Annotated in this window: 16 protein-coding genes; 9 read left to right on the top strand and 7 right to left on the bottom strand. The window is 65.3% G+C overall.

What is annotated here, in order from left to right; translation table 11 throughout:
- The first annotated feature begins 115 nt into the window (after window positions 1–115).
- The 3 genes from ACK41C_RS20370 to ACK41C_RS20360 all read left to right on the top strand — a co-directional run bounded on the left by ACK41C_RS20370 (window position 116) and on the right by ACK41C_RS20360 (window position 3,827).
- Window positions 116–454, top strand: a complete 339-nt coding sequence (locus tag ACK41C_RS20370) for a restriction endonuclease (RefSeq protein WP_409658450.1) — start codon at window positions 116–118, stop codon at window positions 452–454.
- Between the two features lie 112 nt (window positions 455–566).
- Window positions 567–839: a hypothetical protein gene (locus tag ACK41C_RS20365; protein WP_293467820.1), complete on the top strand. Its 273-nt coding sequence runs from the start codon at window positions 567–569 to the stop codon at window positions 837–839.
- Window positions 840–941: 102 nt separating this feature from the next.
- Entirely contained in the window at window positions 942–3,827 is a 2,886-nt protein-coding gene (locus ACK41C_RS20360) for a M16 family metallopeptidase (RefSeq protein WP_409658447.1), read from the top strand.
- A 222-nt stretch (window positions 3,828–4,049) separates the two neighbouring features.
- Here ACK41C_RS20360 and ACK41C_RS20355 read toward each other — a convergent pair whose 3' ends face one another.
- A complete protein-coding gene (locus tag ACK41C_RS20355) occupies window positions 4,050–4,385 on the bottom strand; it encodes a hypothetical protein (protein ID WP_409658444.1) in 336 nt (111 codons plus the stop codon).
- Between the two features lie 199 nt (window positions 4,386–4,584).
- Window positions 4,585–4,908 (bottom strand): hypothetical protein, encoded by a 324-nt coding sequence (locus tag ACK41C_RS20350; protein WP_409658441.1) that lies wholly within the window; start codon window positions 4,906–4,908, stop codon window positions 4,585–4,587.
- 64 nt (window positions 4,909–4,972) lie between these two features.
- On the opposite strand from ACK41C_RS20350, the gene ACK41C_RS20345 reads away from it, so the two are divergent.
- The 6 genes from ACK41C_RS20345 to ACK41C_RS20320 all read left to right on the top strand — a co-directional run bounded on the left by ACK41C_RS20345 (window position 4,973) and on the right by ACK41C_RS20320 (window position 8,712).
- A protein-coding gene (locus ACK41C_RS20345; RefSeq protein WP_409658438.1) for an IS3 family transposase occupies window positions 4,973–6,141 on the top strand; the annotation gives its coding sequence in 2 pieces (ribosomal slippage) (window positions 4,973–5,231 and window positions 5,231–6,141; 1,170 coding nt in all).
- A gap of 39 nt (window positions 6,142–6,180) precedes the next feature.
- Entirely contained in the window at window positions 6,181–6,528 is a 348-nt protein-coding gene (locus tag ACK41C_RS20340; protein WP_409658453.1) for an ATP-binding protein, read from the top strand.
- Window positions 6,529–7,071: 543 nt separating this feature from the next.
- Window positions 7,072–7,305, top strand: a complete 234-nt coding sequence (locus ACK41C_RS20335) for a hypothetical protein (RefSeq protein ID WP_409658435.1) — start codon at window positions 7,072–7,074, stop codon at window positions 7,303–7,305.
- 91 nt (window positions 7,306–7,396) lie between these two features.
- Window positions 7,397–7,600: a hypothetical protein gene (locus ACK41C_RS20330; protein ID WP_409658433.1), complete on the top strand. Its 204-nt coding sequence runs from the start codon at window positions 7,397–7,399 to the stop codon at window positions 7,598–7,600.
- A 183-nt stretch (window positions 7,601–7,783) separates the two neighbouring features.
- Window positions 7,784–8,116, top strand: a complete 333-nt coding sequence (locus tag ACK41C_RS20325) for a hypothetical protein (RefSeq protein ID WP_409658430.1) — start codon at window positions 7,784–7,786, stop codon at window positions 8,114–8,116.
- A gap of 14 nt (window positions 8,117–8,130) precedes the next feature.
- On the top strand, window positions 8,131–8,712 hold the full coding sequence (locus ACK41C_RS20320) for a hypothetical protein (RefSeq protein WP_409658427.1): 582 nt from the start codon (window positions 8,131–8,133) through the stop codon (window positions 8,710–8,712).
- A 727-nt stretch (window positions 8,713–9,439) separates the two neighbouring features.
- Here ACK41C_RS20320 and ACK41C_RS20315 read toward each other — a convergent pair.
- The 5 genes from ACK41C_RS20315 to ACK41C_RS20295 all read right to left on the bottom strand — a co-directional run bounded on the left by ACK41C_RS20315 (window position 9,440) and on the right by ACK41C_RS20295 (window position 14,577).
- Window positions 9,440–10,054, bottom strand: coding sequence for a DUF3800 domain-containing protein (locus ACK41C_RS20315; RefSeq protein WP_409658424.1), 615 nt, complete (start codon window positions 10,052–10,054; stop codon window positions 9,440–9,442).
- 34 nt (window positions 10,055–10,088) lie between these two features.
- Entirely contained in the window at window positions 10,089–10,727 is a 639-nt protein-coding gene (locus ACK41C_RS20310; protein WP_409658421.1) for a helix-turn-helix domain-containing protein, read from the bottom strand.
- 199 nt (window positions 10,728–10,926) lie between these two features.
- Complete coding sequence (locus ACK41C_RS20305) at window positions 10,927–12,861, bottom strand: DUF3732 domain-containing protein (RefSeq protein ID WP_409658418.1); 1,935 nt, start codon at window positions 12,859–12,861, stop codon at window positions 10,927–10,929.
- Window positions 12,858–13,370: a three component ABC system middle component gene (locus tag ACK41C_RS20300; RefSeq protein WP_409658415.1), complete on the bottom strand. Its 513-nt coding sequence runs from the start codon at window positions 13,368–13,370 to the stop codon at window positions 12,858–12,860. The genes ACK41C_RS20305 and ACK41C_RS20300 overlap by 4 nt, the downstream gene beginning before the upstream one ends.
- A 1-nt stretch (window position 13,371) precedes the next feature.
- The gene (locus tag ACK41C_RS20295; protein ID WP_409658412.1) at window positions 13,372–14,577 is read right to left on the bottom strand and encodes an ABC-three component system protein; all 1,206 of its coding nucleotides are present in this window, start codon (window positions 14,575–14,577) and stop codon (window positions 13,372–13,374) included.
- Window positions 14,578–14,848: the final 271 nt, after the last annotated feature.

Raw genomic sequence — 14,848 nt, 5'->3', positions numbered from 1 at the left:
CGTTACGGTCTACAGCCTAGATAGGCGCGGCCGCCGGCGTGCAAAACCTACAGTGCCGAACAAGGGATGGTGAGAACAGGATTTTCGCCGGAAAGGCGGGGGGACGAGCGGCGTCGTGGAGCAGATCGACGGCGTCGTCGAGATCGATAACGACCTTTACCTGGTGGAGATGAAGTGGTGGGGCGTCGATCTGGGCCCCGGCGACATCAGCCCGCACATCACGCGGCTGATGATGCGCAACAGCGTCTCGGGCATCTTCATTTCCGCCTCCAACTTCACGCCCGCCGCTCTGGAGACCTGCCGCGACTTCCTGCAGCACCGCGTCCTGGTGCTCTGCACCCTGCGGGAAATCGTGGCGCTGCTGGAGAGGGAAGGGGACCTGCGGGACTTCATCCGCACCAAGGTGCGGGCGGCGAAGCTCGAGCGGACGCCGTTCAAGGAGATCCTCAACTGACCCAGTCCGTGTGAGGGCTCCCAACGTCCCCGGCCACGATTGAGCTTCTTGAAGAGGCTGACAGACGCCCCAGCTTACTTGGGACTCCGAGGCAAGATTCTGGAGAAGGCAGATGCTGGAGCCGCGAGATAGCGCTGCGGGCGGGCACGCCCGGTTCCTGTTTCTCACGCAGCTGATGCGCCCGCCGATCGGCTTCAACCGACCTGAAGACGTGGTGAAGGATCCGGGCCTGACGGCGGCGGAGAAGCGCGAAATCCTCGCCGCATGGGCCTCCGACGCCTTCGCGCCGGCGGATCACCCCGGCCTGCGCCAGCTTCCGGGGTCCGACGAGCCGGTTCCGCTCCTGGAGATCCGTGACGCGCTCCGTCGCATCGAGGAGGCATGACTCGCAGACGAGTCTTCCGCGCCGCTTCTTTCGCCCTACATCGCCGCCTCGGATGCGCGGCGTCTTGGCCGCCGTTTCAGATACATGTGCGGACGAGGTCGGATGCGCCGCTTGCTTATGGGATTACTGATGGTTTCGACAGTGATGGTCGCTGGCTGCGCGACGGCTTTAGCAGCCGAGGCTCGGCAGGCGCCGGGCGTCTCGATCTCCGATCCGCCGCCCGCGGCGGTCGCGGAGCTCTTGCGAAAGGTGGATATCCCTTACGAGCAGTTCACCCTGGCCAACGGGCTGAGAGTGATCGTGCACGAGGACCGCAAGGCCCCGGTGGTGGCGGTGTCGGTCTGGTACAACGTGGGGTCCAAGGACGAGGCGCCAGGGCGAACGGGCTTCGCCCACCTCTTCGAGCACCTGATGTTCAACGGCTCAGAGAACGCGCCCGGCGACTACTTCGAGCCGCTGCGTGAGGTGGGGGCGACGGACTTCAACGGGACCACTTGGTTCGACCGAACCAACTACTTCCAGACCGTACCGCGACCGGCGCTTGAGCGCGTGCTGTTTCTCGAGAGTGACCGGATGGGCCACCTGCTCGGAGCAGTGAACCAGGAGACGCTCACGAACCAGGTGGGGGTCGTCCAGAACGAGAAGCGCCAGGGCGACAACCAGCCCTTCGGCCTGGTCGAATATGCGCAGCTGGCGGCGCTGTTCCCTCCGGGACATCCATACCGCCACGCCACGATCGGCTCGATGGCTGACCTCGACGCCGCCTCGCTCGAGGACGTGGCGTCGTGGTTCCGCGCCAAGTACGGACCGAACAACGCCGTGCTGGTGCTGGCCGGCGACATCTCGGCCGCGGAGGCGCGGCCGCTGGTCGAGAAGTACTTCGGCGACATTCCTCGCGGGCCCGAAAACCGGCCGGCCGAAGCCCCGGTGCCGACCCTTCCGCGGCCCGTCACCGAGGAAATGAAGGACCGCGTCGCCAACACGCGGCTCTATCGCAATTGGGCCGTACCTGGGCTGCTCGATCCTGACAGCGCCGCCTTGACGGTGGCCGCCGGGGTCCTGGGCGGTTTGTCCAGCTCGCGGCTGGACAACGAACTCGTGCGCAAGGACCAGACGGCGGTGCGGGTGTCCGCCGAGAACCAGGCGTTCCACCGAGTGGGCATCTTTGAGGTTCAGGTGGACGTGAAGTCAGGCGTCGACGCAACCGCCGTGGCGCGCAGGCTCGACGCCATCATCGCCGAGCTTCGCGACAAGGGACCGACGGCTGACGAGGTCCAGCGGGTTGTCACGACAGAGGTCGCCGGTCGGATCCGCGGGCTGGAGCAGGTCGGCGGCTTCGGCGGGAAGGCCACGGCGCTCGCCGAAGGGGCGCTGTATGCGAACGATCCGGAGTTTTACCGCAAGCAGCTCCTGGCGCTCGGCCGGGTGACGCCGTCAGACGTGCAGCGGGTCTTGCAGAAGTGGCTGGCCCGCCCGGTCTACGCCCTCACGGTGGCGCCCGGCGAGCGGGGGCCGTACGAAGAGGCGGCCGCCGCCGGCGCTCTCTTGCGCGCAAAATCGTCTCAAACGCAGCGGGAGGCGGCCGCTGCGAAGCCGGCCGGGAATGGGGCGAACGGCGCTGTGCGCGCACGGCGGACACCGCCAGCGGTGGGCCAGATCGCCAATCTCGACTTCCCCGCGGTGGAGCGCGCGCGTCTCTCCAACGGCATAGAGGTCGTCTACGCCCGTCGGCAGACTGTGCCGGTGATCCGCCTCGCTGCGGAATTCAACGCGGGTGTCGCCGCTGATCCGCGCGATGGTTCTGGTCAGCAGACCCTCATGCTGCGGCTGTTGCCGGAAGGCACCACGACGCGTAGCTCGGTCCAGATCGCCGAGGAGCAGGAGCGGCTCGGCGCCCAACTCCAACCCGTGGTCACCCGGGACCGGTCGGCGATCATGCTCACGGCGCTGACGCCGAACCTGGGGCGCTCGCTCGACCTTCTGGCCGACGTCATCCGCAATCCGGCGTTCGCGCCGGCCGAAGTGGAGCGGCTGCGGGCCCAGCAGCTGGCGCTGATCGCCGAGGAGCTGACGCAGCCGTCCGGCCTGGCGCAGCGGGCGCTGCCGCCGCTCATCTACGGTCCGGATCACCCTTATGGACGCCCGCCGAGCGGCGTCGGAAACACGGCGGCGATCAAGGCTGTGACGCGCGACGACCTTGTCCGATTGCATCAGAGCTGGATCCGGCCTGACACGGCGACATTCTTCGCGGTCGGCGACGTCCCGTTATCGACGCTCGTGGCGGAGCTGGAGCGCCGCTTCGGCGACTGGCGGGCGCCCGCCTCGCCCATGGGCCGGAAGAGCTTTGCGGTCGAACCTCCAGTCGCCCGACCGCGGGTGGTCCTGGTGGATCGGCCTCAATCGCCGCAGTCGTACATTTACGCTGGGCAGGTTCTCCCTGTTCGCGGCGCCGATGACACGCTGCATCTGCGGGCGGTGAACGAGGTCCTCGGAGGCAACTTCCTCTCGCGGATCAACATGGACCTCCGCGAGACCAAGGGATGGTCCTACGGCGCCCGGAGCAGCGTCGACCTGCTCGAGGATCGATCGAGCCTGCTGCTGATTGCGCCGGTTCAGGCCGACAAGACTGGCCCGGCCGTGCAGGCGCTTCTGAGTCACGTCCGTGATCTCGTCGCCGAGAAGGGCGTGACGCCGGCGGAGCTGCGGCAGGTGGTGAATGCCAACACCCGCCAGTTGGCCGGGCAGTTCGAGACGTCGGCCGCCGTCCTTGGCGCGCTCCGGAGCAACGCCCTTTACAAACGGCCCGATGACTATTGGGAGAGGGTCGCGGAGCGCTATCGCGCCATGACGGCGCCGCAGCTCGACGCCGCGGCGCGCGCAATGATCGATCCGGGTAAGATCGTCTGGATCGTTGTCGGGGACGCCGCCCGCGTGCGCCCCCAGTTGGAGGGCCTCGGCCTTGAAGTGGAGGCGGAGCGGGTCGAGTGAGGAAAAGTAGAGCGCCTTGAGCACTTGCGCTCATCCCTCATAGCAGGCGACGGTCCGCGGCGCCGGGGCGCCGCGGACCCTGGCCTTTGCGCCCGTTGGTTGGGCCGCTTGAGCACGAGACCGGTATGTCCGCTGCGGGGCTACACGTCGCGTGGTCCGCCCGCCTGAGGAGCTAAGCGCAACTGACCTCGTTGCGCACAGCATCGGGTCAGGCGTTAGCGGTCAGGGTGCGCTGGGCACCGGGAGGCAAGGCATCACCTCGACGCCTAGCCCCGGGAAAATCCGGAAGTGGGGGTGGTCGATGAACATCTGCGCCGCCGTTTCGTGATCTTCAGCCTCAACGATGACGTAGGCCGCCATTGCGTTGTGCGTGTCCTCCACGCCGGCAGACGTGACCTTCTTCGTTGCGCCCAGGGGGCCGCCGGCATCGATGATCCGGCTCGCATAGCGGGCCATCCAATCGCCCCATGCCTTCATGCCTTCTGCGATTACCTGGTCGTCGGGTCGCGCACCGGGCTTGTCCGGCTCCCCCGTATAGATCGCCAAGAATTTCGGCATGCTGTTCTCCTCTGCCCGCGAAACGGTGGCTTTCGTCTGAAAGGACGCACGATACCCATGACATCCGACAACATCCGGTGCGCAGGTGACAATCGGGCTGGCCACCCCGAGGTGCGAAGGCGTGCCGAGCGCCCCCGCGGGACCGCTCCCGGGTTGCCTCCGGCCCGATCCCGCACCTCGGCGCGGGCACGAGGCCTGGTCAACGCATTGGCGCGCGCAGCCCGCGCCGCAAAGCCCAGATCAGCAGCAGGAATCCGGCGGACCAAAGCACAACATCTGCAGCGAACGGCGCCCAGTCGAGCTTGTCGCCAGCAAATATGACTTCGGTGATGTCGGCCGAGTTCACGACCGACATGCCGGTGTAGTCCCGAACGAACACGAACGGCCAGCCAGTCGCCACGACCTCGCAGCTCACCTCACAGCCCATGATGTCGGGATATGTGGCTTGAGCCCGGCGTTCGCCGACGAACGTCGACAGAAGCGTGGCCGTCAGACCTTCACCCGACGCGCCGAGCCCATGCAAGATGACCTGCCCCCTTCCTGATCCCTCGTTCTGAGTGAGAGTCCGTCCATGCAAGGAGACGGACGTGAAGAAGAGCAGGTTCAACGAGGCGCAGATCATCGGCGTGCTGCGGGAGCAGGAGGCCGGGAGCCCGACGGCGGAGGTGTGTCGGCGGCACGGGATCAGCGAGCAGACCTTCTACCGGTGGAAGGCGAAGTACAGCGGGATGAGCGTGTCGGACGCCCAGAAGCTGAAGACGCTGGAGGACGAGAACCGGCGGCTGAAGAAGCTCTTGGCGGAGTCGATGCTGGACGTGTCGGCGCTGAAGGATCTGCTGGGAAAAAACTGATCGGGCCTGCAGCGCGCCGGGAGGCCGTGCTTCGCCTGATGGCGGAGCGCGGCTTCTCGCAGAGGCGCGCCTGCGGGCTGGTCCAGGTCGATCCGAAGACGGTGCGTCGCGTGGCTGAGCCGGGCGATGTGGCGGTGCGCGAGCGGCTGCGGGGGCTGGCGGCGGAGCGACGCCGCTTCGGCTACCGGCGGCTCGGCATCCTGCTCGAGCGTGAGGGCGTCAGCATGAACAAGAAGAAGCTCTTCCGGCTGTACCGCGGGGAGGGCCTGGCGGTGCGCAGGCGCCGTGGTCGCAAGCGCGCCACAGGCACGCGAGCGCCCATGGCGCTGCCGGATGGCCCGAACCGGCGCTGGAGCCTGGACTTTGTCGCCGACACGCTGAGCTGGGGCCGGCGCTTCCGGATCCTGTGCATCGTCGACGACTTCACCCGCGAGGCGCTGGCGCTGGTGGTCGACACCTCGATCGGCGGCCATCGCATGGCCCGCGAGCTGGACGCCCTGATCGCCCGGCGGGGGAAGCCGGCGACCATTGTCAGCGACAACGGAACCGAGATGACCAGCCGGGCGATGCTGGAATGGACCAACCGCACCGGGATCGACTGGCACTACATCGCGCCCGGCAAGCCGCAGCAGAACGGCTTCGTGGAGAGCTTCAACGGCAAGCTGCGCGACGAATGCCTGAACGAGGAGGTCTTCGCCAACCTGGCCGAGGCCCGCGCCGTGATCGAGCGCTGGCGGCTCGACTACAACCACGTGCGCCCGCACTCGGCGCACGGCGGACTGACCCCGGAAGCCGTGCGGCTGAACCCCGCGGCCGGCCGGCTGCGCAACGTGATCAGCTCCACCGGCCGGCCGCTACCGCCGACGCTGGAGATCAACTATCAACCCCCAGGGCTCTCACAATGATCGAGGGACCGGCGGGGGGTAGGTCACTCGGTCGAACACATCGCCTTCGACCTGCACCTGGATCGACTACAGGTGTCGATCGAACAGGCCCTGCCGTTGGGCCTCATCATCAACGAAGCGATCACCAATGCGGTGAAGCATGCCTTCGGTCCCGACGGGGGGATCATCACGGTGGAGCTTCGAGCCACCAAGAACGAGAAGGCGCTGCTGCGGATCTCCGACAACGGCAAGGGGATCAGCGAGAAGGCGCCCAGCGATGGTTCTGGGCGCAAGCTGATCCGGGCGTTGACGGACCAGGTGCGCGGGCGGTTTGACTTGAGCAGCACGAGCGCTGGGACAACGTTGGAGGTCCAGTTCTTCCCGAGGCATGCGACCCTTCCGTCTTAGGGTCGCCCCAGCCGTATTGGGTTGCCGTGTCGCGGCCACCTTGGCCGCCTCTGCCTAAACCAGGCTAAACGCGGGGGGGGGTCGGGTCAACCTTCAGGCGTCGCCGGGCCACCTTTGCGGGCCCCCGCGCCAGAATGCGCGAGCTGGCGCCACAGCTCGGCGATCTTCATCAGGTGAGCGCGCTCCCCCGGCGTGCGAGCAAGTCGCGCAAGATGCTCGGCTTCATCCGCTCGCTTGACGTAGTCAACATCAGTCATCGACGGCCGACTTTATAGAGCTGAACCGCGACACCCGCTAAAGCCGTCACGGCTAAGGACGGTGACGATCTCGCCATCTCGCCAGACCTCGAAGCGCGTGCATGTGCCGTGCTCCCGAAGCAGCGCGTGGCCCAGGCGGATCGCCGTTTGATCGTCCAAGGCCGGGCGGAGATCCATGACGGGAACGCCGCCATCGGCGCGGACTCCCAGGAAAGTATAGAAGCGTTCGGTGACCTCGCACGTCATGGGAGCGTTATAGACAAGTCGCCAAGGTGAGGTTGTCGGGATGACTACACCTTGCGAGGGCCGGCTGGGCGTACAGCGCACCACGATCGCAGCCTCGATCTCCTCGCTGCAGAAGCGCCGCGTGATCAAGAGCGGTCGGGGGGTCGAGGTGCTCGACGCCGACGGCCTCGCCGATTCCGCCTGCAGCTGCAGAGACACCCTTGCCTTCCTCTGTTCTGACATCCAATCCGCGGCCGATACGGTGTGCGAAGCGGAACTGGTGATGCGAGGCTGAGGGCAGGGCGCGCCGCTGAGGGGTTGGCCCCGGTTGAAATCTACGGGTTGGGACGGTCTACGCGCCAAGGCGCGTGCCGGAGGTTGCGGGCGTGTTTGGGTACAGACTCTACTTCCTCAATGGTGCGGGACACATCACGAGCAGCGACGAGTTCATGGCATCCACCGATCACGCCGCCATTGAGCTCGCCGAGGAGCGGCGCGCCAACCAATCGGCGGAACTCTGGCAGGGGAAACGCCGGATCATCGTGTTCGAGGGCAGGGCGGCCACGGGACTTACGCTCTTCTCAGAGTAGGCGCCGTTGGCCCTCACCGAGTAGCCCCCTTCGCAAGCGAGAAGGATGGCGCCAGAGTGAGCCTGAGCGAAGCGCGAATGGAACCAGTCGACAGACGTGGATGCGCTCCTGACAAGCGAGCCGGACCCAAGGCCTTGTGGGGGCAGCAGTGGCGATAAGGCGACTATAACCGGGTCCGGTCGGGTGAGCTGGTTTCAGCTCGTCAAGAAATTCACCTTAATGGAACTGGAGGACGGCTCCGGCGGCACCTTCCTGCACGTCTCCGTCCTGAAACCGGCCGGGTATGTTTCTGTACCAGCAGGGACCACCATGCGAGGGCGCATCCAGGAAGATCGAAGAAATCGCCGAGTGGCTAAGGTGCTCCATGTGGACACCTCCGCCGCCTACGCCTTAGAGCCGCCGGCGGTGCTCAGGAATCGGACGGCGGAGCAGCCTGATAGTCCATTGATAGAATACTGCATTTCGATCGCTCTGAAACGTCCGTCGAACGTGGTCGGGACGGTCGAGATGCGCTAGGCGCAGAGGGATCGATGTCGGACGTAGCGGAGCGCACGAAGTACAAGGCTCAGGTTTACGACGTTCTCCTCAACGCCTTCTTCAGGCTGAGGGACTTTGATTCCGCGGTACTGGGCGAATCTCGCAACGAGGTGGGCTGGGACATCGCCGAAGCCTTTGTCGCCGCGGCTGTCAGTGGGCCAACCTACAAAAGCCGCAGCCAAGACCGATGGTTCGAGGCGGCGAGCCTGCTCCGGTCAATGGCCGATCGGGTTGAAGAAGACGGCCTTGCAAGTCTGGAGTGGGGCTACCACGGCAACCTCGATGCCCGGCACGCCTGGCGTCCTGACATCCGCTCTCCTGCAGGCCTGGCGGAGCTGGATCAGCGTACCGACGCCGTCATCGAGGGCATGATGCGCCCCTTGCGCGCGCTCACGTCGGCAGAGCGCCGCGCGATCGTCTGCATGTCATTCGTGAGGATGGCGCTCGCCCATGTCGGCGACCTTATCGCGCAGCATCCTGAGGAGGCGCAGGCGTTGAAAGCCTATGCCCAAGGAATGCTGAAATCTTCGTCGACCATGATCGGCTGCCAGGTCGCATGTGTCAAAACTGACTAGCCTTGGCAGCAGTGCCGGACCTGCGGGCTTGAGCTCTGGAGTTCTAGTTCATCCGCCCGCGCTATATCTATAGCTGTTCGCGCTCGGGCGCCTGCGCCCAGCTCTCAAACCTCTTGAGCGCCTGGCGGGGGCAGGTGCGGCGGATGAGTTCCGCGAGGTGGGGGTTCGGGACTACAACTCTGGCTTTCTAACGGATCAGAGTTGCTGTCCGCGGGCAGACCCCAACTACCCCTTGCCGCGAATTTCTGTCCGCAAGAAGAGCTCTTTTCTGGCTAGCGTGCTGCAAGTTGATGTCGCGGAGGCGAAGTGATTGCACGCAGACCCGCTCGCCGAACCGCCACTCGTGACTCTTAGCTGACGTTGGGAAGGTCGGCTCAAGTGAAGGGGTTGGGTTCGACCTTTGGCCGTCGTCCAAGCGTTGAAGCTTCGAACTTGGGTTGCCAGCTAGGCATTTGAGCACCATGTGAAGGGATGCAGACGCAACTTTGCGCGCGCTCCGATCGTTTGGCGCCTGGAGTGGTTTCGCCGCCCCACGAGACATCAGTGACCGGGCAAACTTGATTTTTCAGGCCCGTTTCGCTAGATTGGGAATGCAGGAAGTCCTGCAGGCGACTTGTCCGGCCGTGTGTTTGGCAAGCGCCGTGGTTACCCGAAGCCAAAAGCCTCGGTTGCCGACCACCGACTTCCTACACCTTTTCAAGGGCCGCCTTTGGGCGGCCCTTCTCGTTCACGGCAATTGGATTCCGAACTGCTCGCGCAGGGCGCGGGCGTCGAATGCGCCTTGATCGACCCATTTGCGCGCATAGCCCACGACGTCGGCAAGTTGGAGCAGGCGCGAGGCCGCCGAGTCCACTGTCACCACGCGCTTGACGCCCTTGAAACGGCCATCGTGCTGCTGCGAGCGTGCGATCTCCCGCCGGAAGTCGTCATTATCATTGTGATGGTTCTGATCGGTGATGACCTCAACGTTGCCGATGGTCCCGCGCTTCAACACGTCTTTCTGAAACCGCTTCAGGCCGATCTTTACGGTCTCCACCACCGCCTGCGCGTAGATCAAAGGCCCGGCGCCCTCTCGTGGCCCGATCCATTGATTGACCATGACAAGGCGGTCGGCCGGCGCGGTCTCCCGGAAGCGGTGCAGCAAACCTTGCAGGTAGCCGTCGTCCATGTCCGCAGCATGGATTTCGTTGGCGTTGGCTTCGAGCAGGCCAGTGAAGCACCGGTCGATGCGCCCTGCGTCGCGAGCCAGCACCAGCACTGCGCCTAGCGACAGGTCGCCGGCGCCGGCGGTGCCGTACTCGTCGATGAAGCACAGAACCTTCTTGTTGAGCGCGGCGGTCACGGCTGGGCGTGCCCCGCTTTCGGCATGAGCTGGGTCACGCCGCGTCTCCGGCCACGGGCTCGGCCTTCGCCTTGGACTTGGGCTTCGGCTTGTACCCCGGCGTCGACACTGCCTTCTTGCGCGCCTTGGCCTCCTCGGCCACCTCACGGAACTGCGGCTCCAGCACCTTCAGCTTCTCGACGAGACCCGACAGGTCGTACTCGTTGGAGATCTTCCCGCGGCGCCCGTAGGTCCGCTCGATCCGCTGGACAAAGCCGCCCTTCTCCAGATCGGCGATGTGCCGTTGGACCTGGCGCTCACTGAGCCTCAGGCGGGCGGCCAAATCAGCCTTTTTGGGAAAGGGCTTTCGCTCAGGCGACCACCAGAAGTCCGCAAGCTGAAGCAGCACCGCGAGTTGGGTCGGGTTGAGGCCGAGCCGCGCCTGGGCCCGCAGCAGCAGCGACGGCAGGACGCAGAAGCCGAGCGCCATCACCTCGGCACCCCACTTCTCTTCCGACTGCCGCGTGGTCTTCGCCCGACCGGTGGGGTGGGGCGTGACTTCTTCATCGCCTGTGTTAGTGTCTTCACTCATCGGGATCTCCTTGTCGCCCTGGACAATGTTGATCCCGGACAGGCATTTCAATGGTGGTCGACCGGTCATCAATGTCCGGTTCGACAGGACGTATATGTCCACTCCTGGTCCGGACGTCAACGTCCTGACAGAATCAGGATGCACCGGGAAGCCGGATAACCGGGAAACGCGGATAACGAGTAACGGGGTTGGACCGGTCACTCGCGACCGGTCGAATTCGCCCAAATCCGTCGTTTACGTAGCCCCATGCTGCTGCGCCGGCTTCGGAGGAGCGCCGACGCAGAAGATATCGGGGCGCGGCCTAGCGCAGCCAGTCGATGGGAACGAACTTGATGCCGTCGCGCCAGCGCTCACGGATCGACTCGCGGAACCACGGCTGAAGCAGTTCGACGTGGTCGGTGACGATCACCTGCATTTCGCCTTTCAGATCGGCCGCGAAATCGAACAGGGCCCGGTATAGCCGGGCCACCGCGCGCTGATCTTCGTTGTCAGCGCCGCTGATCTGCCCGACGTCGCTTTCGGGTGGGTAGTGAGCCTGAGACGGCTGGTCGAGCATCAGGAATGCCGGGATCGGCCGGTGGCGCAGCCGGAACAGCTTGTGCAGGGCCATGTGCGCGGCCAAGTGATAGCCGACCCAGTTTTCGCCGCTGCCGATCTGGGTCAACGGCAACGGTCCTTCCATCGTATCGGCGACGACGGTGAGGTTCTTCCGGTCCAGGCGCAGCGGGTTCTCGCCATGCTCTAGGGCCAGAACGCCGGCGTATCGCGTCAGCTCGCGAGCGATCACGCCGAGCGCCGTCGCCACACGCTCCTCCATCGCCTCACGGTCGATGGCCTTGGCCAACTCGTCGACCTCGGCGCCCGTTCGCGCCAGGGCGAGCCTCAAGCCCTCGTCTGCGGCGACGACCTGCACCTTCTCCAGATAGTAGCCGATCCGCCCGCGGACCCGCGCCTGCTCTGTGAACTGGGCCTGCTCCGTCCGCAGCCGTTCGTTCTCGGCGATACGCTGCGAGATGTCGCCCTGGATGGTGCGAAGGTCCTCCTCCAGCTTGGCACGCTGGGCTTCGAGGTCCTGGAGCCGGCCCTGCAAGCGCGGGCTGTCGCGCTCGACCGTCAGAAGCTGCGTCTCCAGGTTCCTCAGGGAGCGCTCGACATCCTCCACCGATGGCACTGGTGTCGCCAGGTGGCTGTCGCAGAGAGGGCAGACATCGTTGGCGGCTGCGTCGCCGGATACGAGGCCGATGGCCGCCAATCGCGCGCGCTGCTCGCCCGCTTCCTTCTCGAACTCCGTAGCCTCGCGCTGCAGCCTATGCAGGTCGTTGATTTCCTCCCGGACATCGCCGAGCTGCGCTCGGACGGCGCGGCGGCGCTCCTCCAGATCCGAAAGGTCCGCCGCAGGATCGTCTAACCCAGCGGTGGGCAGGGCGTTTCCAGCCGCGACGGTCGACAGCAAGGCGCGGATTTCCGTTACGCTGTCCGGCGCGCTATCGGCCGGCACAAGACCATGGCGCCGGGCCTCCGCGAGAAGGTTTCGGCCTGTGCCGGCCTGCTCGTCCGTCAGCGCCTTTGCTTCCTCGTACTGACGGGTGAGCCGCCGCAGGCGCAGCCGCGCGTCCTCGTATCGCTTCAGCTTGAGGAAGTGATCTTCCTCCATGGCACCCATGAAGTAGGGCAGCGAGTCCTTGATCGCGGCCGGCACGTAGTCGTCGCTCTGGCGGTGGAAGAGCAGTCGCGGATTGGCGATTTCATACTGGAACTGCAGGCAGAAAAGGATGGCGTGGCGTGAGGAGACCTCTAGGGGCAGACGCGTCGCGCCGGACTCCGGCTGGTAGAGGTTCTCGGAGATGCCCAGCAGACTGGATAGCCGCAGTTTCAGGCCATCGGCCGTGCAGTTCTTCGCCAGGCCAGAAGCGTCCACTGGCAGGCCCGCCACGCCGCGTTCGAAGTGAATCTCGTCGCTGACCTTCGCCGAACCTTCCGGGTTGCGGCGGGCGATCAGAACGTTTTCACCGTCCCGGTCGAGCAAAACAGCGAACCAGGAAACGGACCGGCGGATTTCGCCACGCGGGATGGTGCATTCGTCCCGTCCCCAGCAGTAGTCGAGGATGTCGAGCAGGGCCGACTTCCCCGTCTGCGACCCGCCGGTGACGATGTTTAACGCCCCGAGCTCGAACGTGACCTCGCGGCGCTCACCTGTGTGGGAATAGATCGCGATAGCGCGAAGTTGCAGCGTCAAGGTCTCACTCCTAGAGCTTGGAGTACGGCTGCGGCGCCGCCCTGGTTCGCGAACCAGCGTCCGAGCAAACCGGCGGCGCGGCGGATCTCCTCGGACTCAGGGGTCGCCGCCGGGCGCTTAGCCGACAATCTGAGTGGGGCGTCACCACGCTGAAGTCCGGCCGCTGTGACCGCCAAGGCCCCGGCCTGGGTCATGAACAGCAGCGCCTCGCGCGCGATTGGACGGAGCGCGAGCACGCGGTCGGGCAACTCCGCAAGATGTGGTCCACGCTCCGCCGCCCAGGTGACTAGGGTCGCGTTCGCTCGTCCCGGCAGGATGACGCGGGTCGCCGGATGCAAGGTCAGGGGCAGGACGACGAACGCCAGGGCGAGCGGCATGGGCGTCGCCCGGATGCCCTCGTACTCGAAGACGCAGCGGTAGATGAGCTCGCCGCAAAAGGCCGGATTAAACAGGGCCGCCTCCTCGGACGGCCGCTCGTTCCATCTCAAGCTCCAGCGGGTCTCAGCCACCTCAGTCCTCGTCCCGGCCGATCTTCTGGAAGTCGCGATGCCATCCGACGCGGAGTGCGTTGGCGAGCATGTGGTAGGAGCCGACGTTGAGGAAACGCTTCACGAGCGTGCGGAATGGGAAGCGGGCTTCGGTCTCTACCCAGTGATATACTTCCTGGCCGGCCTCCAGGAGCGCCTGGTCGTCCGGCGGGGTCGCCGGATGGCGATCGCACATGGCGTTGAACCGAGGCTCCCACTCCTCGACGAGGGTCGCCTCGAAGCGGGCCATCTCGCCGTCGAGGACTGCGTGCTGGCGGACCCAATGAGAGCGTTGCGAGAACGCTCGATAGTAGTCGCGTTTGGCGTGCTCGATCCGGTTGCCGCCGATGCCAATGGCCCGGAGCTGACGAACGAACCCATGACCCTCGTACGCCTTCAGTTCAGCGTCCGGCGGTGAAGCGTCCTCGAACTCCGTCGTCAGAGTCGTGCGTTGGAGGGTCTCGCGGATTTCGTCCAGCTTGGTTTCGATCTCCAGGATCGAGATCGGCTGCACTGGCGTCTGGACCAAGGCCTCGATGATCCGCGGCCACCACCAGCCCTCGAGTAACTCCCGCGCTCGACCCGCCTGACCACGTGGGGCGGCCATGCGAAGCGCCGCTTCAATCACCTCACCGACCTCGGCGACCATTGGCTGCCCGTCCAGAACTTGCACGGCGCTGATCAACGCGGCGCGCATACGAGGCGTCAAAGCCAGATAGGCGTCGAAGGAAGGCTTCAACGCGGTGTTCGCAGAGGACTCAGCGACAAGCGTCAGGCGTTCAGAGGCCTCGCGCGCCGTTTCGCCCGAGATAACGCCTCCGGGCTCCGCCGGCCGCAGCAGAGCGGCAATTGCACCGTCATCAACCACGCCGGTTGTCATGAGCACCAGCCGCGTTCGACTGGGCAGGGAGGGATCGGCCTTGGCCTGCTCACTCCAGATTCGCAGCGTCTTCCAAAGATCAGCCGAAGCGTCCGACAGGTCGCTCCTGCGCGTTAAGCGATGCTTTGTCTGAAGTAGTTCAATTGGCAGGCCGTCACTCTCGAAAGAGACGTCGTCCAGGCGCTCGACCGCCACTTCGACGCTTCCTTCGACATAGGCGTAGCGCAGGCATAGAGCGAGCGCGACACGGGCTTGGTAGAGGTAGCCCGCGAGCGACGGGGCAGCTGCGAAGGCGCTGTTGTCGATCAACCCCCAGCTCCATCGAATCGTGAAACATCGTTCTGAAAACGAGCTTAGCCACTAACAGGGGTTGCGCCAAAATGGATCGCTTCGAAGTTGTGCCCGTCTAGCTTGACGGTTCCACTAGTTCGGATCCGTTGTTTGCGCTTCTTACTTCACGGCCGGTCGACGTGCTCCCTTGCTGCCAGACGCTGATTGCGCAGGTCTCCATCGGCGGCTACCCCAAAAACTTTGACCTGTTAGAGGCTTAGAAGTGAATCCGCCTACCTGAAACTATTTG

It is taken from the genome of Phenylobacterium sp., from assembly GCF_046290725.1.
In the GTDB taxonomy this organism is placed as follows: domain Bacteria; phylum Pseudomonadota; class Alphaproteobacteria; order Caulobacterales; family Caulobacteraceae; genus Phenylobacterium.
This window is presented reverse-complemented; position numbering and strand designations above follow the sequence as displayed.